Origin of the sequence: Vibrio sp. Vb0888 (assembly GCF_033338835.1) — a bacterium.
In the GTDB taxonomy this organism is placed as follows: Bacteria; Pseudomonadota; Gammaproteobacteria; order Enterobacterales; family Vibrionaceae; genus Vibrio; species Vibrio alginolyticus.
Genome location: NZ_JAWOTL010000001.1, coordinates 853,902 through 876,383 on the forward strand (window position 1 = coordinate 853,902; position 22,482 = coordinate 876,383).

A 22,482-nucleotide genomic window follows, 5' to 3' on the forward strand; every position below is an offset into this window, starting at 1 on the left:
GAATTAACATTAAAATATAACGATGTACTCGACGAAGAGAGCTCAGTCTGAACTCTCTAATCGCCAGAGTTATTGCATACTAACCTCTACTATTCTTCGTTGAGACGGCGAATCAACTTAGCTGGCGTGCCTCCGTATAGACAATCTGGCTGCACATCATGGTTAACGACCGAGTTCGCCGCAATCACCGAGCGAGCGCCAACTGTTACACCTTGGTTGATGACGGAATTTCCGCCAATCCACACATCATCTTCAATCGTGATGGGTTTACAAAACGTTTCCCAACGTCGGCGACTGCGGTAATCAACAGAATGAGAAGCGGTATAAAATTGCACGCTCGGTCCAATGAGCACGTGGTTCCCGATGGTAATTTTGGCACCATCGAGCATGACCACGTTCATGTTGATAAAGGTTTCTTCACCTATTTCGATGGTCTTACCAAATTCACAATGAAAAGGGGACTGGACAATACAACGGCCTACCTTGCCAAATAGCTGCTTTTGCAATTCGTCGCGCTGACTTTCGTCGGTGTTATTATTAAGTGCTCTAAGTGCTTGAAGAGCATGGCTTCTAATGGCGTCAATTTCTTTGTCCATGCCATCAAAGACCTGGCCAGACATCATTTTTTCTAGTTCTGTCACTGGAAGACTCCTACAACCTGCAATTACTGCTTTCAGATTCTTCACAAGGTACGTGAACTGCGAAATAAAAAAAGAGAAAAGCCCGGACTTTTCTCTTTCCTGTTTTTATATTTTGTGGAGTCTGTCGGCTTACACAATTTCCCAGCTGTGGGTCATCTCAACACCTTCACCTAGCATTAAGCAAACCGAGCAGTATTTTTCTAGCGAGTCAGCCGCCACTTTTGCTACGACTTCTGGGTCAAGCTCGTCACCTGACACTTCAAAGTGGATATTCACTTGCGTAAAGATACGCGGTGCGGTTTCACGACGCTCTGTGGTTAGCTTGGCATTAACTGACGAGACCTTTTGGCCTGCCGTTTTCAAACCATCAACAACATCGACAGAGCTACAGCCACCAGCAGCCATTAGTACCATTTCCATTGGGCTTGGTGCGGTTGCACCACCATTGCCATCCATCACTACGGAGTGGCCCGACTGAGATTGCCCAAGGAATTTAAAATCTTCTATCCATTTAACTTCAGCTTGCATGATTTACCTCATTTAGCATCGCTTATTCAAGGCATCGTTGCCCTTACTAGCTGTGTGTTTCTTGTCGATACTTTAGCTCTATCGCATAAAAGGGCAACGGAATTTTCAACATTACTGTAATTTTTTCGCTCGGTTACCTTTCTCTATACGTAACACTTTTTATTTAAGTAACACTTACTACAAAAATAACGATGAGGTAGCTATGAAGAATATGTCTAAGTTATTGGCCGGTTTCTCCTTCGCACTTCCAGTCTTGTTTCTACTATTGAGTAAAACAGGTACCGCCGATACGATGGATAAGCTGAAGGCTTCAGAGAATACAAGAATCGCAACGCTAGCTGGCGGTTGTTTCTGGTGTACAGAATCGGATTTAGAGCAACTGCCCGGCGTAATCGATGTTGTATCAGGTTATTCAGGTGGTCATATTGAAAACCCGACTTACCGCCAAGTCTCTTCTGGTAAATCTGGTCATATTGAAGTGATTGAGGTGAAGTACGATCCTGCTGTCGTGAACTACGAGCAAGTGCTGGACTACTTCTTCCGTCATATCGACCCTACCGACGATAAAGGTTCATTTGTTGACCGTGGTCCTCAATACCGTCCAGCGATCTTCTACCATAATGCGGAGCAAAAGCAGATTGCTAAGCAGTTTATGATGGAAATCGACAAGGCGATGATCTATCCAAAACCGTTGAAAACAGAGCTGATCGAGTTTGAAAAGTTTTACCCTGCGGAGTCGTACCATCAGGATTACTACAAGAAGAGTAGCTTGAAGTACAAATACTACCGCTACGCATCAGGTCGCGATAAATATCTCGACGAAGTATTTGGTGAAGATCGAAAAGAAAGTCCTAAAACACTTCGACAGTTGATTGAAGAAAAAAAGTTGCTTTCGAAAGTGAAAGCGTACAGTAAACCTGCTCAGTCTGAAATCAAATCAAACTTAACAGAGCTACAGTATTACGTGACGCAAGAAGAAGGCACGGAGCGTCCGTTTGATAATGAATACTGGGACAACAAAGAAGCGGGAATTTATGTGGATATTGTGACCGGTGAACCGCTATTTTCTTCTACTGATAAATACAAATCTGGCACAGGTTGGCCAAGCTTTACTCGACCAATTAACCCGGGTTACATCGTGGAGAAAACCGATTATAAACTGCTCTACCCTAGAACGGAGATCCGCAGTAAGTTTGGTGATTCACACCTAGGTCATGTGTTTAAAGATGGTCCGAAGCCGACGGGATTACGCTATTGTATGAACTCTGCTGCGATGAAATTTGTACCTGTGAACAAGATGGCGAGTTTAGGCTACGGCGATTACCTGTACCTATTTGATAAGTAGTTTTAACCAAATTAGGAGTGAACATTCAGCGCGATGAAAGGTTTTAAATCCAACCTTCCCATGAAAGTCTGTCCGGTCTGTCAGCGCCCATTTTCTTGGAGAAAGAAGTGGGCGCGAAATTGGGAGGAAATCGTTTATTGTTCTGAGCGTTGCCGAAGAAATAAATCAACGAAAACGTAGGTCACTCCGACCCTCTCTGGAGTATGTTATTTCATTTGTATTAACGTTTGTACGCGTTCTCTTACCAAGGTAATAACGTCCCATCATAAGCCCAAAACGCCCCGCTATCTTGCGGGGTTGCTTTTTCTATCAAGCCTAATAAATCCTTTGCGACTCGCTCTGGTGTGAACAGCTTTCCCTCTGGCACATTGGTTTGAAAAGGTGCCGACAAAGCGGTGTCTGTAGTACCTGGGTGAAGTGACAGCACCGTGCCATGTTTGACCATTCTTTGCCATTCGATCGACATGGTTTTGAGGAACATGTTTAATGCGGCTTTCGATGCTCGATAGCTGTACCAACCACCTAACTGATTATCGCTAATGCTGCCAACTTTGGCTGAAATGGTCGCAAACTTAGGTGCAGTACTGCATTTTAGCTTGGGCGTGAAGTATTTTGCCAACAGTAAACTTGGCAAAGTATTGACCGTGATGGTTTGCTGAAAGAAGTCTGCGTCGAGCGAGCTAAGATTCTTCTCAGGACCTTTCTCTTGGGTGTGCAACATACCAACACAGTTCACCAACCAATCGACGTGTTCAATCTGCTCACTGAACGCTTTTACCTGCTCGTCTTGCGATACATCCACTTGATGCCAAACGACATTTGGGTGTTGCCAATCTGGTTGCTGCTTACGATAAGTGGCATGCACGCGCGCTTGAGGGAACCGAGCTGCGGCTTCTTGAACCATCGCCAAACCAATTCCACCATTGCCACCGACGATGAGTATTTCCATCACAAGTTCTCCACGTTTTCTATGTAGTGCTCTGCGGTATCAAGAATCGCTTGGCGTTGCTGTTCTTCCATGTTGTCCCAAGAGCGGAAAATCATCCCGATTCGTGGATTGGCTGCGAGGCGCTTGTCGTGTTTGTTCATAAAGCGCCAATAAAGGCTGTTAAACGGACACGATCCTTCCCCACTCCTCGCCTTATTGTCGTAATGGCAACCCTTACAGTAGTCGCTCATTTTGTTGATGTAAGAACCACTCGCCGCGTAAGGTTTGGTGCCAACAATGCCGCCATCCGCAAACAATGCCATGCCACGTGTGTTCGGCATTTCGACCCATTCAATCGCATCAACATAGATACCGAGATACCACTCATCCACTTGATCTGGGTCGATCTCGGTTAGCAAGCAAAAGTTACCAGTGACCATCAATCGTTGGATGTGGTGTGCGTAGGCGTAATCGAGGGACTGCCCAATCGCATTGCGCATACAAGCCATTTTAGTTTCACCATTCCAGAAGAAATCTGGCAGCTTTCTTTCTGCGCCCAATTCGTTGTTTTTCGGGTAATGAGGCATGTTCGCCCAATAGACCCCTCGAATGTACTCTCGCCATCCTAAGATTTGGCGAATAAACCCTTCAACTTGAGAAATGTCGATGTCCGCGTTGGAATGAAATGCCTTGAGTGAAGCATCAATGACTTCTCTCGGGTGCAGTAATTTGCTGTTAAGCGAGAATGAAATTCGGCTGTGATACAAGCTCCACTTAGCGTCGTGCTGGCCTGTCATGGCATCTTGAAAACGTCCGAATAACGGCAGACAGACTTGGCAGAAATGCGCGAGTAAAGAGAGGCTTTGCGCGCGATTAATCGGCCACAACAAGTCCCCTTCGAGATTTCCGATGGTTTTGATGTCATGTCGTGCCAGCCGCTCAATAATGCCGTGGATGTCAGTACTGAACATCAAAGGTTGTGGCAGTTGTTCAATGTCTTTGGCTTTGAGCTTGTTACGATTATTGGCATCGTAATTCCATTTTCCGCCGACGGGCTTTCCGTCTTGCATCAAGATGTCGAAGCGCTTGCGCATACGGCGGTAAAAGTGCTCCATCATGATGTGTTTACCTTGAGGAAACTGCGATTCTATTTCCTCAAACGGCAACAAAAAATGTTCCGAGTCGACACAACGCGTCACGACCCCATCAAGCTTTAGTTTGGCTAACTGCTCCAGAAGACGGTATTCATCCGGGCGTTGATATTCAAACTTACTTGCACCAACTTCACTCGCGTAGTGTTGCAAGACTTGCTCAAGATCGTCGAAGGATTGTGTGTCATCCAACGTGAGGTGCAGAACTTGGTGACCTTCACTCTGACGCTCTTTCGCAAACTGTTCCATTGCGGAAAAGAACGCACACACTTTCTGAATATGATGCGTGACGTAAGTATTCTCTTGCTTGAGCTCCGCAATCAGGTAAAGCACTTGCTCATCCGGTTGCTGAAACCAAGAGTGCTCACTGTTAAGTTGATCGCCCAAGATCAATCGTACGGTTTCAAATTGCATTACGGTTTCTCCGATGACGAAGCTTTGTCACTGCTGCCCATCACAATCGGCCAATCGACCATGTCTACACTATCCAAATGCGCGCCAGGACAACGACCTTGCCACCTATCGATGAACTCCATGTGCGGGTCGTACATTTCGGTTTGCTTTTCGAGGTTGAATTGTCGTGAACCACGCGGATCAGCACCAACGCCTGCTAAGTATTGCCAATTTCCCCAGTTTGATGCCACATCGTAATCGACCAGTTGTGACTCAAAGTACGCCGCGCCATAACGCCAATCGAGGCCAAGCTCATGCACCAAACAACTGGCAACTAACTGTCTGCCACGATTCGACATATAACCGGTTTCATTAAGCTGGTGCATACACGCGTTCACGATAGGAAATGGCGTTTCACCTTTCTTCCATTGTTGAAAACGGTGCGCATAAAAGCTGGTGAGTGGTGCTTGATTTTGGATGCCACCGAATCGGAACAGCTGCCGCTTGTATCGACGGGCATACCAATAAAAGTATTCACGCCAAAGCAGTTCGAAGTAAATCCAATAGGTTGAATCATTTGCGCCATTCGCGGCTTCATAACGTTTCAACATGGCATAAATAGTTTTCGGAGAAACGCACCCATGAGCTAGCCAAGGAGAGAACTTGGTGGAGTAATCCATGCCATCTAAACCATTGCGTGTTTGTTTGTATTCACTGGCTAGTGTGGAAGCAAAATACTGGCGACAATGTTCAAGCCCGCGGCTTTCTCCACCATGAAACGCAGCTTTTGTGTCAAAGTAATATGCAGTAACGGAAGGAAGATTCACACCTAAGGGAATTGGAGGTAACGAACGGACACTCTCGTGGGGCCGAGAGATGTCTAAACCTTCAACTTGCTTTCTAAACTGCGTGAAAGTGGTAGGCAGATTGCTCAAGTCAAATGGCAGTTGTTCTTCCCTTAACAGGGTCCGGATTGCTTGCTGTTTTATTTTTACATGAGACGCGCCTTCAACTGCGCGATCTAACGCTTGTTGCTCATCCGAACCGGGAAAGGCGTCAGCATATATATGTGTGACGCCGAAGCGATTAACAGCATACTTGATTGCTTGATCGGGCGTTAGTTCAACCGCCCATAATCGCTGACCAAGGTGATTCAAAGATTGATTGAGTTCACTAAGCGATGAGTCGAGAAACTGCAATTTCGCGCGCCCGAAAGAGGCTTCCTGCGCAAAGTGATGCAAGTAAGGCGTCATTGAAGGGTAGCAATACAAGCAAATTAACTCGTCCATTTCTACACTGGCGCTTTTCAACAGTGGGTTGTCGTGCAATCGCAAGTCGTTCGTGAACCAATAAAGTCCTATTTTCTTTTTCAATTCGCACCCTCAGATGTTAATTCTTCGTCTACGAGTTCTTTTCACGGAGACCCTGACGTTAAGCCTTTTGATTTACTTGCTTTTATACGAAAACGAGAGTTTGACGATCATTAGGTTACTAACGTTCACACGGAATCCATTTGCTGGATATCTCAAAACACGCAATACCACCAAATTCCTGTACATGTTTCATACTGATATTTTATAAAATTTGAATCCAACGGTATTGATCACGATCTTAATCACTCATTTTCTATATAAACCATGCAAAAGTGATAAAAATTAAAGCGACATTAGTTAATATCCGTTAATCTAAGCCCAATCCCATTTTGCTAGTACCATCGCAGAAATGACCGACGAGTTTAAGAAATCAACCGCTAATTTAAAAAAAGCGGTCCCACTGATGATCAAAAACCATGTTGCTGCCACGCCAGCCAACTACGCGCTTTGGTATACCTACGTTGACAAGACCATTCCAGAACTCAACTTTGAGTTAGACACGGTGTTAGAAAACTACGGTATTTGCCCGCCAGCAACCAATAAACAGCTTTACAACAACTATGTGGCCAGCAAAGCAGAAACCAGCCTTGAAGATCTTAGAACCAATGTAGAAGTTCTGCTACATGAAGTATCCAGTTCAATGAGCGATACGATTTCAGATACTTCCTCCTTTTCTGAGATGGTAGACAAAAGCTTTAATAAACTGGAAAAAGTTGAGGACAATAGCCTAAGCATTGAAGAAGTGATGGTGGTGATTCGTCAACTTGTCGCAGAGTCACACGAAATTCGTCACTCAACAAAGTTTTTGAATAGCCAATTGACTAACGCGAGTGAAGAAATTTCTCGCCTCAAAAACCAACTGGCTGAAGTACAGCAAGATGCGTTGTTCGATGGTTTGTCAAACCTATACAACCGCCGAGCATTTGACAAAGATCTCTCTTCACTTATCGCATCAAATCAGGCAATGACCTTAATCATGCTTGATATCGATCATTTCAAATCATTTAACGACAATTACGGGCACCTTTTTGGCGATACAGTGTTAAAAGCCATTGCCCGCCGGCTACAACAAAGCTGTCGAGATGGGATATGTGCGTACCGTTTTGGTGGTGAAGAATTCGCGTTAATTGTACCTAACAAATCTCTGCGAATTGCTCGCCAATATGCAGACACACTACGCCGGATGATAGAAAAACTGCGTATCAGAGATAAGCGCTCAGGCACACAAGTTCACAGCATTACCGCTTCTTTTGGGGTAGCAGAATTTGAGCCGGGTGATACGCCTGAAGCCTTAATCAATAAAGCCGATAAACAGCTTTATGAAGCAAAACAACTCGGTCGTAACCGCGTGATGCCAATTTAAATAAACTGACTAAGCGAAAACGACTTTTACGATGAAAAAGAAAACCCCGCGACGTAAAGTGCGGGGTTTTTGTATCCAATCATGAGTATCTTAATCGACGCTGTAACAGTAACTTAGAATGTAGTCGTCACCATTTTTTGCGGTATATTCTTTATCTTCACTGCATGCCATCGGCTTACCTTTTTTGTCGCCTTTGATTAGACTTATCCAATGGCGCATCGCGGTTGGTGCATTGCCAGTTAGTTCAGGATGAAACGTCGTGCGAGTTTCCAATTGAATATCGTCAATGTCCACTAATTCCACGCAACCAGTACCTTTGTGACAGCCAAACAGCACTTCTACATGATTACCCGAATCATCTTTAAACAAAATCGATTTTGGATCTTCCTTTTCACCAGTGTACGCCACGAAGTGTTTTGGGCTTTTCAGGCCGCTGTGTGTACCGTCTTTGAAATAAGCCAAAACATGGCGGTAATCAATCACGTAACTTGATACATCTTGGTGCGACCCATTCTCCAATGGAAACATGCGGTCTAGTAGTTGCTTCGCTTTTACTTGTTTCTCACTCTGCTGCTCAGCACTTACCGCTTCGACGGCAAATACGGCTTCAGCGATAAATGGGCGTTGTTGTTGTTGCATCTCTTTTTTATCGAAGTTCAGCATATTCATCGTCATATCCTCGCACTTAAAAACTCGTCCTAGAGTAAAAACTTAAATCCTTTATTTAAGTTTCAGGCAATTCTGTGAAGTGGATGGTTAATTTCCTTGCCTGCTCATTATGTAGACTAGCGAAATATTGACTACAATTTCACAACAAAAATTTTACAATGTGAATTTTACAAAATGTCTGTGTCAAAAAGCCTTATTCGTCAGTCTCATTTTCTTGGTACGAAAATTCGTAACCTAAGAAAAAACAACCATTTAACGATGGAAGATTTGTCTGCCCGTTGTGTAAGAATTAATCCAGAGTACGCTCCGTCGGTTTCTTACCTTTCAATGATTGAGCGCGGAAAACGCGTACCGAGTATCGATATGCTCGAAGTGATCGCGGAAGTTTTTCAAAAAGATCCTGCTTGGTTTTTAGATGATGAACCCGAATTAGAAGCCATCACACCCAACAAAGGAAATCGTGGCGGGATTAGTGGCATGGCGTTGGAGCCGAGCTTTCTGTTCTCCAATGATATTCTTCAAATCGCGATACCAGAAATGCTCTCCCAAACAGGTATCACGGGGCGTCAGTTTGCTCATCTCTTGATTCGAGCACACCAAGAAAACCATCAAAACCATTTTCCTGATTTAGAGCGCGCCGCCGAAGAGGTCGGCTTGAAGCGGCTGAATCTATCTGTAGAAGATCTCGTAGACATTGCAAAGAGTATGGGATTGGATATCCGCTGGGTAGATCGAGCGCCACAAGATGTGATTGATGAACTGGGCGTCAGCGCCAAACAGTTGATTACGTCTTTCATGGAGCCACCTGGGACTATTTATCTCAATAAACGAATGCGTGACTATCCAACCCGATTGAAGTATGACTTGGCGGTATATATTGGTCATCGAGTGCTCCATAGCAGCGATGCAATGAATAACGTTTTATCTATCGGGCATCAAAACAATTGGGAGCAAATGGACAGCCCTGTGTCGAACTCTGAACTCAATTCGCAAGATATCCTGCAAGCTTGGCGTGATTTTGAGTCCAGCTTCTTTGCCGGTGCCCTACTCTGCCCCAAAGTACCCTTTCGTCAGTTGCTTGACCGTTCTGGTTACGAGATTGATGTTCACAAAAAGGCGGGGGTTTCTCCTTCCGTTGCAATGCGTCGCATGACGGTGGTCTCGCCTTACCCGCATTGGCACTATTTTGATGCCTATGGCCCCGGCAAGTTAAAAGCAGTGTATCGAGGAAATGGTATTCCATTGCCTTGGGGCAACATGCGCAAAGTAAACGACCCTTGCCAGCACTGGGCGGTATTCCGACGCCTTTCCCAGCCTTTGGATACAAGTTCAGCGCAAATTTCGATTTTAAATGTTGGTGACGAGCCACGTATCTACTGCTGCGAATCGGTCAACGTATTTGATCCTGCGGGGAATAATCGCGTGCTATGTGCCGGTATTGATCTTAACCCTGCCATTTCTGCACAAGGTGGCGATGCCGTTTCCATAGCGGAAGAACTTAAGTCCCTTTGTGTCGCTTCCGGCGGAAGTAGTGTTATTCCTCCCCACATCAAAAAAGACTTAACGACTATCGCTAAGATATTAAACATCAACTGGATAGAGCGCGGGATTCAAACCCAAGCAAGGTTAATCTGCTCCAGAGGGGCGGTTTGTCCAAGACAACCTAGTTGTTACAGCAAGTGCGGAGAAGCTGATGAGACGGGCAACGACGTGAATATCATCGGTCTTTAGAAAGAAAAAACGCCAATCACAATAAACGTGATTGGCGGTATATACTTGTGAACAATTTGTATTCACTAACAACGTCAGTTGGCTAGGTGACCCTCGGCTTAATAAGGGTCACTCTAAGTAAAGCACGATGCGTGCCAACTTTAAAAAAGCCGTTTTTTAGTAGATCCAGATGCATATCGTTGCTTTATTAACCATTAATTTCGCAAACTGCATTTGCAAAATGCAAAGTTATGCAAATATGCCACTTAATGCACTGCTAATAACGACTCTCTCAGCAAAGTGTCTGTGAACATATGAAGTCACATATTCTTGCACCTCAATGATGATGAGATTTCGGACTCCCAACTTTACCATTCTTCTAACCCCTTATTGAAACTGGGTTCAGGCTCATCCGCCATGCTTTTGTTGATACATTCTCTCATCGGCTATTTTCATCATTTGCTCAGGAGATGACATTTGCGGGTCAAATATCGCGTACCCAATACTGGCTTTCAAATAGATAAGCGTTTCATCGTAAATGACGGGCGTAGAGCATAGCGCTAATCGAAGTTTTTGTAGAAGAGACTGAACATTTTCTTCCGTTCCTGGGTGATGAACTACAACTAAGAACTCATCACCGCCCATTCTGGCCACGATGTCTGATTTACGCAGAGAGCTTTTTACCCTTTCAGCCGTAGCGATTAAAACTTTGTCACCTGCGTCGTGACCATAGGTATCGTTAATGTGTTTAAACCTATCTAGGTCAATATTAATTAAGGCGAAGCTATAACGCTTTTTATAACGTTTCGCTATTTCAAACTGCTGCTTGTAAAACTTCATAAAATAGCGACGGTTTGGTAAATTCGTGAGTTCATCGTGTAAAGCTCTGTCATCTGCAATGGTATACAGTCGATAAATGGCGAACAGCGCGAGGCTAAGTGCGAATATAATGGGATAGCCGATTACTCTAGCTAAATGCAACTGATGCCAAGAGATTTGGCGATCAGCTTTACCTCCAGAGAAAACCACCATACTCCACCCACCATAAGGAAAATGAACCATCTCTTTTGCATATACCATGCTATTTACACTTTGCGCGCCAAAGAAAGCATCACCAAATGAGCCACCGCTATCGTAACCACGGATCATTAAAGGGTAACGATACGAGAAATCAATTACGCCGGTTTCTCTCATCAGAGCATCGAAATCAATCACCGCACTGATCACTCCCCAGTAGTCCTGATTCATTGGAGGATCAAGAAAAACAGGCACACGCACGATCAAACCTCGGCCACCTTGAATCAAAGTCACTGGCCCTGCGATGAAAATTTCTTGTACATCCTTGGCTTTTTGCACCTGTACCCACTGCTGTGGCACTGCGCGGTAATCAAGGCCGATTAGGCGCTCATTACCTTGGCGTGGAAATACATGACTAATTACATCATTTTTCGCGATACCGATGATTGTAATATGTTTACTTTTATTTAGGATTCGGTGAGCGGCGATACTCAATTCTTCTTCTTGATTTTTAGGAAGTAACGTAATGAGTGTCGCTAAAGTACTGGCTTTGTAGATATCCGCCATAAGTACCGCTTCCAAATTGGAACGGAGAATGGAAAGTTGTTCTTTGGCCTCAACTTGAACTCGCTCTTTGTGAAGCTCTTGCTGGTTTCGATTTAACAGCTCAATAACCCCAATACACAAAGCGAAAAAGGTGAGGAAGAACAATGCAAAATAGCATCGCTTTCTGGGTAAATAACGCATTTTCTCCCCACAACTCGTATACAACTACGAGATTTTTTATTTATTGTTAAAATTCTTATTATCACAAGAATAACCAATCATAATCAGAAAGGTAACAGTGATTGACAACTTTTATGTTTTAGGTGTGAGATGATGCATCAACAAGGCGATTTATTTGGCGGCGATCTATGGCAAGAAGTAGAAAGAGGAAAACTTTATTATGATCCTCATTTTCTTAACCATCTTGAGGCGGATAATTACTTTGACCAACTTCGAAAGACACTGCCATGGCACCAAGAACACATTACTATGTTCGGCAAGTCAGTACTTCAACCTCGCTTACAAGCGTGGCACGGTGATGCAGCATATACTTACTCAGGCTTAACCATGCAGCCTCACCCTTGGACTCCTGAGTTAACTCAGCTCAAAGTGCGTTGTGAATCAGTTGCTGATGTCACTTTTAATTCTGTTCTCGCTAACTTATATCGACACGGTCAAGACTCAATGGGCTGGCACCAAGATAATGAACCAGAGTTAGGTAGAAACCCTGTTATCGCATCTTTGAACTTAGGTGAAACACGTCGATTTTTGCTTAGAAATTTACATTGTAAAACTGAGATTGAATATGAGCTTTCTCACGGCTCCTTACTGATTATGGCTGGCGAGCTACAGCATCACTGGAAGCACTGCGTACCAAAAACCGCGAAAACCAAAGATGAACGTATCAACCTGACTTTTAGGCAAATTTTTAACTATTGACTCAGCTTTTACATTCTCAATTAATATTGATGGTAGGTTTAGGTTCAGGACTTCATAGGGAATGGATTTATGCGTATTAAACCTCTTAGCTTAGCGGTCTTACTCTCTTGCTCACTTACCTTTGCAGCTCAGGCATCACAGGAAGAGGTACCGCTTCTCGATAATACTCAATCAGCGCAGTTGATTCGTAGTACCTACGAACAGGAACTGTTCACTTTCCCGGCGTTTAAAGAGGGCCATTTTGGCTTACGCATGTACCGCCAAACATTAGATGAGAAATATCACGCTGCCATTTGGACCGACATGGCACAAGTAGCCAGCCGGTTAAACCAATTTGCTAATGAAGTCGTTGAACCAGAAGACATCATTCTCTATTCATCTCAAAGGCTGACCACGTATCAAGAGAAAGAAACCGAACGAGGTCAGCGACGCTATACCGTGACTAAACACCATCCTGAGTACCTTTATCTTGGTGTGGATTTGCTTGGCGCAATGGCAAGAGCAAACGAATATGGCCTACAACATAAACAAGACAAAACGCTGAGAAAAATTATTAGGCGCTACGATTTCTCGCGTTACGTTACGGACAAAGAGATGATAGAGGCATGGGCAGCTCAGCTTGCAAACCAAGTCTACTGGCTTCGTCAGCTAGGAGAGCAAGATGTGGTCGAGGAATTCACTCAAACCTTCCGGAACACCTACCCCGACGATAAAGATAAGATGCTTTCAGCTCAGCAGTATTGGAACAAACTCTATGGTATGACGCACATCATCTTTGCCGATTCAAAGTATTATCAGGAGCGAGTAAGCGAGAAGAAACACCAATGGATTTATGATTACTTTCGCAACAACATCGACACTATCCTACTGCGCGCCAAAGAAGACGTGATTGCGGAAGTCGGCATTTCGTTTTTGTTAGCAGGCTTGGACCATGATCCGGTCGTAAAGAAAACCCGCCAAGCCATTCGTCACGCAATCAACGCAGAAAAAGGGATGATTCCGTCGGTCGACGGTAACTTTGATCTCAAGTACGGCGAACACCGTAACGTGCTAGCCATCATGCTGCTCGATTGGAAAGGGGTACATAAAGCGCCAACTTATCAAGAGCACCCAGAGGCTTTTAAATCGATACCTTACGGCTTAATGCCCAAGCCTTAGAAATAACAAAACCCGCCATTTAGGCGGGTTTTTAGTGTGTATCTTCAATCTAAATTAGAGAGAGATAAAAATGCCCGCTAAGCACGCACTCATCAGGTTAGCGAGTGTACCAGCAGCAACCGCTTTTAGGCCTAGACTTGCAACATCTTTGCGGCGCTCAGGTGCCATCACGCCGATAGAACCCAACTGAATCGCAATTGAGCCAATGTTCGCAAAACCACACAACGCAAAAGTGATAATAATTTGAGTATGCTCAGACAGTGTCGCTTTGTGCTGCACAAAATCGATAAACGCAACAAACTCATTCATCACCACTTTCTGACCAATGTATGAACCCGCAGCTAGAATTTCGTGGCTTGGCACACCAATCAACCATGCGAGAGGTGCAAACAAATAACCAAAAATCGCTTGTAGCGTTACGCCAGAGAAACCAAGTATCTCGCCCAAGTTTTCTAGCCCCGTGTTCACCATCGCGATAACACTCACGAAAGCGATAAGCATGGTACCAACAGCAACGGCAACTTTCATACCGCCCATGGCACCGCTTGCTAGCGCATCAATAACGTTACTTTCTTCTGATTTATCTAGCTCAATATTGTTGTAATCGCTTGGCGTTTGACGCTCAGGAACGATGATTTTTGCCATCATCAAACTACCTGGTGCTGCCATAAAGCTTGCCGCGATCAAGTATTTGAGGTCGACACCCAAACCAGCATAACCACCAAGCACACTGCCCGCCACTGAAGCCATACCACCAGCCATCACGGCAAACAGTTCAGAGCGAGTCATGTTAGAAAGAAATGGACGAATAAGAAGTGGTGACTCGCCTTGAGATAAGAAAATGTTCCCTGTTGCAACCAAAGACTCTGCTTTACTCGTACCCAAGAACTTCTGGATAGCGCCGCCAATAAATTGAATCACTTTTTGCATAATGCCCAAATAGTAAAGGGCGGAGATAAGAGCACTGAAGAAGATGATGATAGGAAGGACACGGATAGCGAAGATAAAGCCAGAAGAAGCGAGGTCACCAAAGAGGAATTTAATCCCTTCATCAGCAAAGCTGAGTAGCCCCGCGACACCATTACTTAAACTCGCCAGCGCCGCTTGACCCAACGGGAAATAGAGCACCAAAGCAGCAAACCCCATTTGTAGCATCAAGGCGCGAGATACAGTTTTCCAATTAATGGAAGAACGACCCTCAGAAAGTAGGAAAGCACAACCTAGCAGTGCAACAATACCAAATAGACTAAATAGAACACTCATGAGCTGGACCTACTAAACGTTGAAAAAGAAAAAAGAGCCAAAGGAATTGGCAGAAGAAAGGGACAACGCAGCGAGTGATAACTCACTTTTAGATCCAGAATGTAGACAGAACGAATAGTTCGACATCTTATTTTTACCTTATACAAGCAATTGAACGTAGCTGGTCCGGTCCGTGGGGTCATTCACTGCTGGCGAGCATGTTGCTTGGCCTGCTCCATGTGACGGCTTGTATGGGTAAGGGTCCTGAACAACTAAACCCTAATTCCCGCTTAAACGGGACGCAAGTATAGCCAACAAAAAGAGATATTCATCACATTTATTTACGCAAACGTTCAAGCGTTCAAAATTTAGGCAAAAGTACTCTTTTGTCGTCATACCATTAATAAAAGCAAGGGCATAAGGATAGGCGTTGATGGTAAAAAACATAAAAGTGACCAATAAATACGCAATCAAACTCGAAAGAGCCAAAATTCGTCATTTTGCTCTCGCCAACAGGTGGATTTTGGTTATAATTCGCGTTGCTTCTTTCGAGGCCTCTGAGTATTCAGAGCATCATGATGCCGAGATGGTGAAATTGGTAGACACGCTAGCATGAGGTGCTAGTGCCTTTGGTGTGAGGGTTCGAGTCCCTCTCTCGGCACCATTATCCTTCTTCCCTAATTTTGTTCGAGTGTAATGCAAAGTTCTAAGCAGGCAAGACAGTCTACAGATGCTAACCAACTTCTGAGTGAGCTTGCGGTTCACGCTTTATTACACCTGCACTTTAAAATTCACGCGTCCTCGCATGGCCTCTCCCTTAAAGAACGTAATGACTTACTTCAGAAATGGCTGAAACCAAAACTGAAGAGTAATCGCTATAAGCTGATTAAAAAGCCGTTAAAGTCTTTGACTCAGCAGGCAAAAGGTGAGAACGGAAATCTGGAAGAATTACTCGAGCGCTGCGTCGGTGCAGACAAACCCAGAAATCCTCAACCCGATCTAGATAGCTACTTGCTGCTGATCAACGAGATTGAGAAGAAACTGGGGACTACCGTGTTATTATCGCGACCGGAAGACGTCGACTTATCTCACGACCAACACGGCTGTTTGCTGTGTGTGCTTTCTGAGAACTTAAATCAGCACTTCGATGATAATAACGCCCTAATCGCTCCTATTTCGATGCTGTTCCGCGGACCAATGAGTCAACGCTCACTTTTCCTTGGCAGCATTTACGCCAGTGGTACCTTCAATTATGAAGTGCAGTATCAAGACGACCAGTTCGTTCGCATCACATTAGAGTTAGCGTAACTGTAACGCTAAGAAATAAACGAATCGAAAAAGGCCGTGAAACTCGCGGCCTTTTGCTTATCTAGATTTAAACTTGAGTTAATCGATCTCTTTAAATCGAGCAGTAAAGTGGCGCAGCACTGGTGGCTCGTACTCGAAAGTGAGCCCTTTTAACTCATGTGCACGATTTTTCAGTTCGATAATCGCATCCGCAATGTAATCCATATGATCGTTTGTGTAGACACGACGTGGAATGGTCAAACGCATCAACTCAAGCTCTGACGCTTTTTGTTTACCCGTTTCCGGATCTCGACCAAGCAGCAACGATCCTATCTCTACTGCTCGAATACCCGCTTCCAAGTACAAAGCATTACACAATACCTGCGCAGGAAACTGATCCGCTGGAATATGTGGCAAAATCTTAGCGGCATCCACAAAAACCGCATGACCACCCGTTGGGTATTGAATCGGAATACCGCATTCACGTAAGCGCTCACCTAAGTATTGAACTTGGCTAATTCTATAGTGAAGAAAATCCTCATCCGCGGCTTCATACAAACCGCGAGCGAGCGCTTCCATATCACGCCCAGCCATGCCGCCGTATGTTACAAATCCTTCCATGGGTACGCAGCGCGTCTGCACCGCCTGGAACAACTCCTTATGATCACGAATACAACACATGCCACCAATGTTTACCATCGGGTCTTTCTTAGCTGACATGGTGAGCATATCACCGTACTGGTACATCTCACGGATGATTTCCAGAATCGATTTATTCTCGTAACCCGCTTCACGCTGCTTGATAAAGTAGGCGTTCTCACAGTAACGAGCCGAGTCAATCACCACTGGAATATCGTACTTGGTTGCAATCTCGTACACACTGCGCATGTTTTCCATCGACACAGGCTGACCACCGGAGCTATTACAAGTAATCGTGGTGATAATTGCACAGATGTTATGCGAACCGTGCGCTTCAATTGTTGCCACCAGCTTATCGATATCAAAATTGCCCTTCCAATCATAAGGCGTAGTGGTGTCGAATGCTTCTTCCGTTACCACGTTAATCGCTTTACCGCCATTGAGTTCAATGTGACCCGCTGTGGTATCAAAATGGTAGTTCGAGATAAATACTGGCGTTTCGCCACCACGCACCTGACGCATACGCTCAATCAAAGCGGGGAACAAAATTTGCTCGGCACCACGCCCTTGGTGTGCAGGCACGGTGAGCTTATAACCGAAGAAGTGCTCCACTGCATCACACAGGTTGTAGTAATTTCGACTCCCCGCATAGGATTCATCCCCCATCATGATGCCAGCCCACTGATTATCACTCATGGCACCAGTGCCAGAGTCAGTCAGCAAATCGATATAAACATCATCACTACGAAGAAGAAATGGATTATAGCCCGCTTCTTTTAACGCGACTTCACGGTCTGCCAAAGTCGTCATTTTGATTGGCTCAACCATTTTGATACGGAAAGGTTCTGGAATACGTTTCATTGTTAATTTCCTTATACGCATTGCCCTACGCAGTTTCACGTAAGACTAAAAAACAAATAGATAGAATGCTTTTCATGCAATTGCATTGAGGAAATCAACGAGAAGAGATTTTACTAAGAAGAGACAAGCAGTAGTCTAGGTTATACCAGAACGACAGCACCAAACGGCTATCGAGAATATCCTTTATTCTCATCGTCTTCGTCCTCCTGATAAAAATAAAAAGTCAGAAACCCCATGTCTCTGACCTTTTCAATATAGTGTAGTTTTCAATCAATTTTCAGTGAGGTCACCCTCATTTTAAGAAGGTCTCGCCCTTTTCATTCTGCGTTTGATATTACTTTCTTTGACTAAGTAATCGAAAAGTGGCGCGAATAAGTTAGCAAATAGAATCGCTAACATGATGCCTTCTGGATAAGCCGGGTTCAGCACTCGGATAAAAATCGTCATCACACCGATTAATAGTCCGTATGCCCATTTCCCGTTATTGGTAAAAGCTGCCGAGACAGGGTCTGTCGCCATAAAGAAGGTACCAAACGCAACCCCACCAATCACGAAGTGCCAGTAGAACGGCATGGAGAACATGGGGTTAGAGTCTGAACCGATCGCATTCAATAGTAATGAAGCTCCGATTAAACCGACCAACACGCCCGCAACAATTCTCCACGATGCAATCTTCATAAAGATGAGAACCAAGCCTGTTAGTGCGATCAACAACGTGGAGACTTCACCCATCGAGCCTGGTAAATTACCAACAAAAGCATCTCCCCATGAAATTGTTTGTCCTGTCATATTATTTATCAAAGCACTTTGCCCGCCTTCATACCATTGACTAAGTGGAGTAGCGCCAGAGTAACCATCAGCCGCGACCCACACAGCACCACCGGACATGTTGGCAGGATAGGCAAAGTATAAGAACGCTCGCCCTGCTAAAGCTGGATTTAGGAAGTTTCGTCCAGTACCACCGAAAATCTCCTTCGCCACAACAATACCGAAAGTGATACCTAAAGCCGCTTGCCATAGTGGAATTGTCGGGGGAAGGATCAGCGCAAAGAGTATAGAGCTGACAAAAAAACCTTCATTTACCTCATGCTTTCGCACAATAGCAAACAGAACTTCCCAGAAACCACCAACGATAAACACCGTCGCATAAACCGGGAGAAAGTAAGTAGCACCAAGCCACATTTTACTTCCCCACCCCGCTTGTGAAACCGCATCTAACGAGCCCCATACCCAACTCAGTTGCCATGAAGAAACAAGCGCTTGCTGAGCTGAGGCTTGATCCATTCCATACAACAAGGCATCACTCGCTTGCTGGCCTATGTTGTACATACCCCAGAACATGGCAGGGAAGACCGCCAACCACACCATGATCATAATACGTTTTAAATCGATGCTATCTCGAACGTGAGTCATGCCCTGGTTTACCTTACCAGGCGTGTAAAAAATGGTTTCGACAGCTTCGAAAAGTGGGTAGAACTTGTGATACTTCCCACCTGGACCAAACTTAGGTGTCGCTTTTTCAAAGTAATCTTTAAGGCTCATAACACTCCTCCTTTATCTAAAAGATGGTACGCACATGTGTAAAAAGCGATCGTTTTTTAATCTCTTCGTCTTCCTTCTTCGTATTTCACCTTGTTCGCCACTCTTCTGTCTCCTCTTTAAATCCGGCGAACAGTTTATCCAACGAAAAAGGGACCGCTCATGGACACACTCGCCATTGACCTAGCTAGATTCCAATTTGCCTTTACTGTCTCTTTCCACATTATTTTTCCAGCTTTTACGATTGGTTTGGCAAGTTATCTCGCTGTATTAGAGGGCTTGTACTTAAAAACGGGCAACAAACAGTACATGCAAATCTATAAGTACTGGCTAAAAATCTTTGCCATCAGTTTTGGTATGGGTGTGGTGAGTGGCATCGTGTTGAGCTATCAATTCGGTACTAACTGGAGCGTGTTTGCCGACAAAACAGGCCCAATCCTAGGCCCGCTAATGGGTTATGAAGTTTTTACTGCGTTTTTCCTCGAAGCTGGGTTTTTAGGCGTGATGCTTTTCGGTATGGATAAGGTGGGTAAGAAGCTTCACTTCGCCGCGACTTGTATTGTTGCATTCGGGACGTTTTTGTCTGCGTTTTGGATACTTTCGGTTAATAGTTGGATGCAAACACCAGCGGGCTATAGTATCAACGAAGCCGGACAGTTTATCCCAGAAGACTGGTGGGCGATTGTCTTCAACCCTTCTTTTCCTTACCGGCTCGTTCATATGTTGCTCGCCGCTTACCTTACTACTGCCTTTGTTGTAGCCGGCGTTGCCGCTTATCACTTGCTAAAAGCAAACCATAACCCTCTAGCCAGAATTATGTTCTCGATGGCAATGTGGATGGCTGCCATCGTGACACCAATTCAAATCGTTGCTGGAGACATGCATGGATTAAACACCCTTAAACATCAACCCGCCAAAGTCGCCGCGATGGAAGGGCACTATGAGTCTCACCAAGGCGCGCCATTGATCCTCTTCGGTATCCCTAACGATGAAGAAAAACGTATGGAATACGCACTGGAAATCCCCAAACTCGGTAGTTTGATTTTAACTCATGACCTCAACGGTGAAGTGAAGGGATTAGATGCTTTTCCAGAGGAGGAACACCCTCCTGTATCTATCGTTTTCTGGTCTTTCCGAGTCATGGTCGCGCTTGGTTTTGGCATGCTTGTTATTGGTTTGTGGAGCCTTTGGCTAAGAAAACGTCGCAAACTTTTTGATTCGAGGGCACTTCAACGTATTTGTGTGCTGTTTGCCCCAGCGGGGTTCATTGCAGTTTTAGCAGGCTGGATAACTACCGAAGTCGGTCGACAGCCTTACACCGTATACGGTCTTTTAACCACAGCCAATTCGGCATCGCCTATTGATGCCGCCGCGGTGAGCGTCTCCCTGACGGCGTTCATCGTGGTTTACTTTGTGGTTTTTGGAGCTGGCTTCTTCTATCTCCTACGTTTGATGCGCAAGTCTCCAACTCGATATGAAGAAGGTCTAGATAGCCGACTTCCTGATGGCACGAAAACTGATGCCATCACACATTCTAACCATCTAACCTAGGAGCTAACTCATGGATTACGCATTAATTTGGTACGCTTTGATTGGGCTCGCCGTTCTGATTTATGTCGTGTTAGATGGCTTTGATCTCGGTATTGGTATCCTATTCCTCAGCGCTAATGACGATGAAGAGCGCGACATGATGATGAACAGCATCGCTCCTGTTTGGGATGGGAATGAAACTTGGCTAGTTCTTGGCGGTGGTGGGCTTTTTGCCGTGTTCCCCCTCGCCTACGCGGTCATTATGCCAGCACTCTATGCTCCCCTGATTTTAATGCTGCTCGGGTTAATTCTGCGCGGGGTTTCTTTTGAGTATCGCTTCCGAACACAACGCGGAAAGTTTTTATGGGATAGCGCTTTTTTCATTGGTTCACTCACCGCGGCATTGATGCAAGGCATTATGCTCGGAACCCTGCTCCAAGGTATAGAGGTTAGTGAACGAGCATACGCAGGTGGATGGTTTGATTGGCTTTCGCCATTTAGCGTATTTTGTGGCTTGGCGCTTGTTTGTGCTTATATTCTGCTCGGTTCATGCTGGTTATTAATCAAGCTTCCAGAAGAGCTGATGGGGCGCTATTACGTAGTCGCGCGACGATGGGGACTAGCGATGGTAGCCTGTATATTCATCGCCAGTTTGTGGCTGCCATTGAGCCAAAATATTGTATTTGAACGTTGGTTCTCATTACCAAACTCGCTACTGTTTTTCATTTTACCAATTATTACAGCGGCACTTATTTGGCAGCTATTCAAAGCCTTACTCGACCACAAAGCCGTCCGAGCCTACGTTCTTGCGATCGACCTGTTTCTTGTGTCCGCGATGGGTTTCGGTGTCAGTACATTCCCTTACTTGGTCCCATTCGCACTCACTTATCAAGACGTCGCCGCGCCAGACAAAAGTTTGGCATTTTTACTTGCCGGTGCGGTGGTATTACTTCCTCTGATCATAGCCTACACGGCTTATTCGTACTGGGTTTTCCGCGGCAAGATGAAACGTGGAGAAGGATATCACTGATGAAACTAAAGCCCATTTTGTGGTTCATTGGCATTTGGCTGGCAAGCGTGGTCGCCTTGTTTATCATCAGTTCGTTGATACGAACTGCGATATTGTAGGCCCAGAGTCGACTGCACCACATCTGAAGCCATTGAGGTCTATACTCAAGCAAGAGTAAAACAACGGAGTGTTTTTTATGACCTTAAAGCGGTTTCTGGTAACTTTGATTCCTTTGACGGTTCCACTGTTTTCACCAAATGTATTGGCCGTAGACAAGCAGATGTCATCCGCCATGAAAAGTAAAATGCGGTCTATTTGCTCCGCAACAAACGAGCAGGGTCATTGGCAACTTGCTGAGGCAACTCCTGACGCCAGACGCTCACTCAACATGGTGCTTTATCAAATGAATGCCGATGATAAATTGAAAGCAATTCATGAGGTGAGAACCAAAATGGTCGGCGGCACCCATTATGCGTTTGAGTTCGAGTTGCAAGATGGCCAAGTCTGGAATGCAATTGTATTGCACAGTGCTCGCGGCGATTACATGATCGAGAGACACGCCAAGAAAGGCGAACTCTGCCCTAAAGATGGCAACTCCTAATTCCCAGATTCAA

Annotated in this window: 21 protein-coding genes and 1 tRNA gene; 12 read left to right on the forward strand and 10 right to left on the reverse strand. The window is 45.0% G+C overall.

Translation table 11 applies throughout. The features are described 5' to 3' along the window. Positions 1-89 precede the first annotated feature (89 nt). Together R7P72_RS03765 and R7P72_RS03770 are read right to left on the reverse strand one after the other, a co-directional pair. Positions 90-641 carry a sugar O-acetyltransferase gene (locus R7P72_RS03765; RefSeq protein ID WP_005374130.1) on the reverse strand — a complete coding sequence of 184 codons (552 nt, stop codon included), beginning with the start codon at positions 639-641 and terminating at the stop codon, positions 90-92. A 129-nt stretch (positions 642-770) separates the two neighbouring features. Next, entirely contained in the window at positions 771-1,169 is a 399-nt protein-coding gene (locus R7P72_RS03770) for an OsmC family protein (RefSeq protein ID WP_005374132.1), read from the reverse strand. A 202-nt stretch (positions 1,170-1,371) separates the two neighbouring features. Between R7P72_RS03770 and msrB the strand changes: the two genes are divergently transcribed. After that, positions 1,372-2,514: a peptide-methionine (R)-S-oxide reductase MsrB gene (gene msrB, locus R7P72_RS03775; RefSeq protein WP_005374134.1), complete on the forward strand. Its 1,143-nt coding sequence runs from the start codon at positions 1,372-1,374 to the stop codon at positions 2,512-2,514. Positions 2,515-2,547: 33 nt separating this feature from the next. Further along, complete coding sequence (locus tag R7P72_RS03780) at positions 2,548-2,694, forward strand: DUF2256 domain-containing protein (protein ID WP_005374142.1); 147 nt, start codon at positions 2,548-2,550, stop codon at positions 2,692-2,694. A 61-nt stretch (positions 2,695-2,755) separates the two neighbouring features. Here the strand turns inward: R7P72_RS03780 and R7P72_RS03785 are convergent, their stop codons facing one another. From R7P72_RS03785 to R7P72_RS03795, 3 genes are read right to left on the reverse strand one after another with little or no spacing between them, the layout of a single operon-like run. After that, on the reverse strand, positions 2,756-3,463 hold the full coding sequence (locus R7P72_RS03785) for an SDR family oxidoreductase (RefSeq protein WP_005374144.1): 708 nt from the start codon (positions 3,461-3,463) through the stop codon (positions 2,756-2,758). Beyond that, entirely contained in the window at positions 3,463-5,007 is a 1,545-nt protein-coding gene (locus R7P72_RS03790) for a cryptochrome/photolyase family protein (protein WP_005374147.1), read from the reverse strand. Before R7P72_RS03790 ends, R7P72_RS03785 begins: the two co-directional genes overlap by 1 nt. Then, positions 5,007-6,359, reverse strand: a complete 1,353-nt coding sequence (locus R7P72_RS03795) for a DASH family cryptochrome (RefSeq protein ID WP_025768046.1) — start codon at positions 6,357-6,359, stop codon at positions 5,007-5,009. The genes R7P72_RS03790 and R7P72_RS03795 overlap by 1 nt, the downstream gene beginning before the upstream one ends. Positions 6,360-6,708: 349 nt before the next feature. Here R7P72_RS03795 and R7P72_RS03800 point away from each other — a divergent pair, with 349 nt between their 5' ends. Continuing rightward, positions 6,709-7,722, forward strand: coding sequence for a GGDEF domain-containing protein (locus R7P72_RS03800; RefSeq protein ID WP_005374150.1), 1,014 nt, complete (start codon positions 6,709-6,711; stop codon positions 7,720-7,722). Between the two features lie 90 nt (positions 7,723-7,812). Here R7P72_RS03800 and R7P72_RS03805 read toward each other — a convergent pair whose 3' ends face one another. Continuing rightward, on the reverse strand, positions 7,813-8,391 hold the full coding sequence (locus R7P72_RS03805; RefSeq protein ID WP_005374156.1) for a malate synthase: 579 nt from the start codon (positions 8,389-8,391) through the stop codon (positions 7,813-7,815). 174 nt (positions 8,392-8,565) lie between these two features. On the opposite strand from R7P72_RS03805, the gene R7P72_RS03810 reads away from it, so the two are divergent. Further along, positions 8,566-10,122 carry a DUF3612 domain-containing protein gene (locus R7P72_RS03810; RefSeq protein WP_005384164.1) on the forward strand — a complete coding sequence of 519 codons (1,557 nt, stop codon included), beginning with the start codon at positions 8,566-8,568 and terminating at the stop codon, positions 10,120-10,122. Between the two features lie 387 nt (positions 10,123-10,509). Here R7P72_RS03810 and R7P72_RS03815 read toward each other — a convergent pair whose 3' ends face one another. Continuing rightward, positions 10,510-11,865: a diguanylate cyclase gene (locus tag R7P72_RS03815; RefSeq protein ID WP_005374160.1), complete on the reverse strand. Its 1,356-nt coding sequence runs from the start codon at positions 11,863-11,865 to the stop codon at positions 10,510-10,512. 132 nt (positions 11,866-11,997) lie between these two features. Here R7P72_RS03815 and R7P72_RS03820 point away from each other — a divergent pair, with 132 nt between their 5' ends. Both R7P72_RS03820 and R7P72_RS03825 read left to right on the forward strand, forming a co-directional pair. Beyond that, on the forward strand, positions 11,998-12,603 hold the full coding sequence (locus R7P72_RS03820) for an alpha-ketoglutarate-dependent dioxygenase AlkB family protein (protein ID WP_025768047.1): 606 nt from the start codon (positions 11,998-12,000) through the stop codon (positions 12,601-12,603). 69 nt (positions 12,604-12,672) lie between these two features. Beyond that, complete coding sequence (locus R7P72_RS03825; RefSeq protein WP_017635514.1) at positions 12,673-13,761, forward strand: DUF3541 domain-containing protein; 1,089 nt, start codon at positions 12,673-12,675, stop codon at positions 13,759-13,761. 54 nt (positions 13,762-13,815) lie between these two features. Here R7P72_RS03825 and R7P72_RS03830 read toward each other — a convergent pair whose 3' ends face one another. Next, positions 13,816-15,024 (reverse strand): NupC/NupG family nucleoside CNT transporter, encoded by a 1,209-nt coding sequence (locus tag R7P72_RS03830; RefSeq protein WP_017635515.1) that lies wholly within the window; start codon positions 15,022-15,024, stop codon positions 13,816-13,818. A 412-nt stretch (positions 15,025-15,436) separates the two neighbouring features. On the opposite strand from R7P72_RS03830, the gene R7P72_RS03835 reads away from it, so the two are divergent. The 3 genes from R7P72_RS03835 to R7P72_RS03845 all read left to right on the forward strand — a co-directional run bounded on the left by R7P72_RS03835 (position 15,437) and on the right by R7P72_RS03845 (position 16,311). After that, positions 15,437-15,619 (forward strand): hypothetical protein, encoded by a 183-nt coding sequence (locus tag R7P72_RS03835; protein WP_021035910.1) that lies wholly within the window; start codon positions 15,437-15,439, stop codon positions 15,617-15,619. Beyond that, a tRNA-Leu gene (locus R7P72_RS03840) sits at positions 15,584-15,667 on the forward strand. The genes R7P72_RS03835 and R7P72_RS03840 overlap by 36 nt, the downstream gene beginning before the upstream one ends. A 32-nt stretch (positions 15,668-15,699) precedes the next feature. Further along, positions 15,700-16,311, forward strand: coding sequence for a DUF2913 family protein (locus tag R7P72_RS03845; RefSeq protein ID WP_005384170.1), 612 nt, complete (start codon positions 15,700-15,702; stop codon positions 16,309-16,311). A gap of 78 nt (positions 16,312-16,389) precedes the next feature. Here the strand turns inward: R7P72_RS03845 and R7P72_RS03850 are convergent, their stop codons facing one another. Continuing rightward, on the reverse strand, positions 16,390-17,790 hold the full coding sequence (locus R7P72_RS03850; RefSeq protein ID WP_205461108.1) for a tryptophanase: 1,401 nt from the start codon (positions 17,788-17,790) through the stop codon (positions 16,390-16,392). A gap of 297 nt (positions 17,791-18,087) precedes the next feature. Beyond that, a complete protein-coding gene (locus tag R7P72_RS03855) occupies positions 18,088-19,332 on the reverse strand; it encodes an NADH:ubiquinone reductase (Na(+)-transporting) subunit B (protein WP_205461109.1) in 1,245 nt (414 codons plus the stop codon). Between the two features lie 159 nt (positions 19,333-19,491). On the opposite strand from R7P72_RS03855, the gene R7P72_RS03860 reads away from it, so the two are divergent. The 3 genes from R7P72_RS03860 to R7P72_RS03870 all read left to right on the forward strand — a co-directional run bounded on the left by R7P72_RS03860 (position 19,492) and on the right by R7P72_RS03870 (position 22,469). Beyond that, positions 19,492-20,880 (forward strand): cytochrome ubiquinol oxidase subunit I, encoded by a 1,389-nt coding sequence (locus R7P72_RS03860; protein WP_213904384.1) that lies wholly within the window; start codon positions 19,492-19,494, stop codon positions 20,878-20,880. 10 nt (positions 20,881-20,890) lie between these two features. After that, positions 20,891-21,889 (forward strand): cytochrome d ubiquinol oxidase subunit II, encoded by a 999-nt coding sequence (cydB, locus tag R7P72_RS03865; RefSeq protein WP_213907116.1) that lies wholly within the window; start codon positions 20,891-20,893, stop codon positions 21,887-21,889. A gap of 175 nt (positions 21,890-22,064) precedes the next feature. Continuing rightward, a complete protein-coding gene (locus tag R7P72_RS03870) occupies positions 22,065-22,469 on the forward strand; it encodes a hypothetical protein (RefSeq protein ID WP_025768052.1) in 405 nt (134 codons plus the stop codon). Positions 22,470-22,482 lie beyond the last annotated feature (13 nt).

What these genes read in the sequence shown, in the direction of transcription:
- R7P72_RS03820 (WP_025768047.1), top strand. Translation starts at nt 11,998, where the DNA reads ATGCATCAACAAGGCGATTTATTTGGCGGCGATCTATGGCAAGAAGTA.
- R7P72_RS03870 (WP_025768052.1), top strand. Translation starts at nt 22,065, where the DNA reads ATGACCTTAAAGCGGTTTCTGGTAACTTTGATTCCTTTGACGGTTCCA.
- R7P72_RS03785 (WP_005374144.1), bottom strand. Translation starts at nt 3,463, where the DNA reads ATGGAAATACTCATCGTCGGTGGCAATGGTGGAATTGGTTTGGCGATG.
- cydB (WP_213907116.1), top strand. Translation starts at nt 20,891, where the DNA reads ATGGATTACGCATTAATTTGGTACGCTTTGATTGGGCTCGCCGTTCTG.
- R7P72_RS03800 (WP_005374150.1), top strand. Translation starts at nt 6,709, where the DNA reads ATGACCGACGAGTTTAAGAAATCAACCGCTAATTTAAAAAAAGCGGTC.
- msrB (WP_005374134.1), top strand. Translation starts at nt 1,372, where the DNA reads ATGAAGAATATGTCTAAGTTATTGGCCGGTTTCTCCTTCGCACTTCCA.
- R7P72_RS03850 (WP_205461108.1), bottom strand. Translation starts at nt 17,790, where the DNA reads ATGAAACGTATTCCAGAACCTTTCCGTATCAAAATGGTTGAGCCAATC.
- R7P72_RS03815 (WP_005374160.1), bottom strand. Translation starts at nt 11,865, where the DNA reads ATGCGTTATTTACCCAGAAAGCGATGCTATTTTGCATTGTTCTTCCTC.
- R7P72_RS03855 (WP_205461109.1), bottom strand. Translation starts at nt 19,332, where the DNA reads ATGAGCCTTAAAGATTACTTTGAAAAAGCGACACCTAAGTTTGGTCCA.
- R7P72_RS03825 (WP_017635514.1), top strand. Translation starts at nt 12,673, where the DNA reads ATGCGTATTAAACCTCTTAGCTTAGCGGTCTTACTCTCTTGCTCACTT.
- R7P72_RS03860 (WP_213904384.1), top strand. Translation starts at nt 19,492, where the DNA reads ATGGACACACTCGCCATTGACCTAGCTAGATTCCAATTTGCCTTTACT.
- R7P72_RS03835 (WP_021035910.1), top strand. Translation starts at nt 15,437, where the DNA reads ATGGTAAAAAACATAAAAGTGACCAATAAATACGCAATCAAACTCGAA.
- R7P72_RS03770 (WP_005374132.1), bottom strand. Translation starts at nt 1,169, where the DNA reads ATGCAAGCTGAAGTTAAATGGATAGAAGATTTTAAATTCCTTGGGCAA.
- R7P72_RS03810 (WP_005384164.1), top strand. Translation starts at nt 8,566, where the DNA reads ATGTCTGTGTCAAAAAGCCTTATTCGTCAGTCTCATTTTCTTGGTACG.
- R7P72_RS03790 (WP_005374147.1), bottom strand. Translation starts at nt 5,007, where the DNA reads ATGCAATTTGAAACCGTACGATTGATCTTGGGCGATCAACTTAACAGT.
- R7P72_RS03780 (WP_005374142.1), top strand. Translation starts at nt 2,548, where the DNA reads ATGAAAGGTTTTAAATCCAACCTTCCCATGAAAGTCTGTCCGGTCTGT.
- R7P72_RS03805 (WP_005374156.1), bottom strand. Translation starts at nt 8,391, where the DNA reads ATGAATATGCTGAACTTCGATAAAAAAGAGATGCAACAACAACAACGC.
- R7P72_RS03845 (WP_005384170.1), top strand. Translation starts at nt 15,700, where the DNA reads ATGCAAAGTTCTAAGCAGGCAAGACAGTCTACAGATGCTAACCAACTT.
- R7P72_RS03830 (WP_017635515.1), bottom strand. Translation starts at nt 15,024, where the DNA reads ATGAGTGTTCTATTTAGTCTATTTGGTATTGTTGCACTGCTAGGTTGT.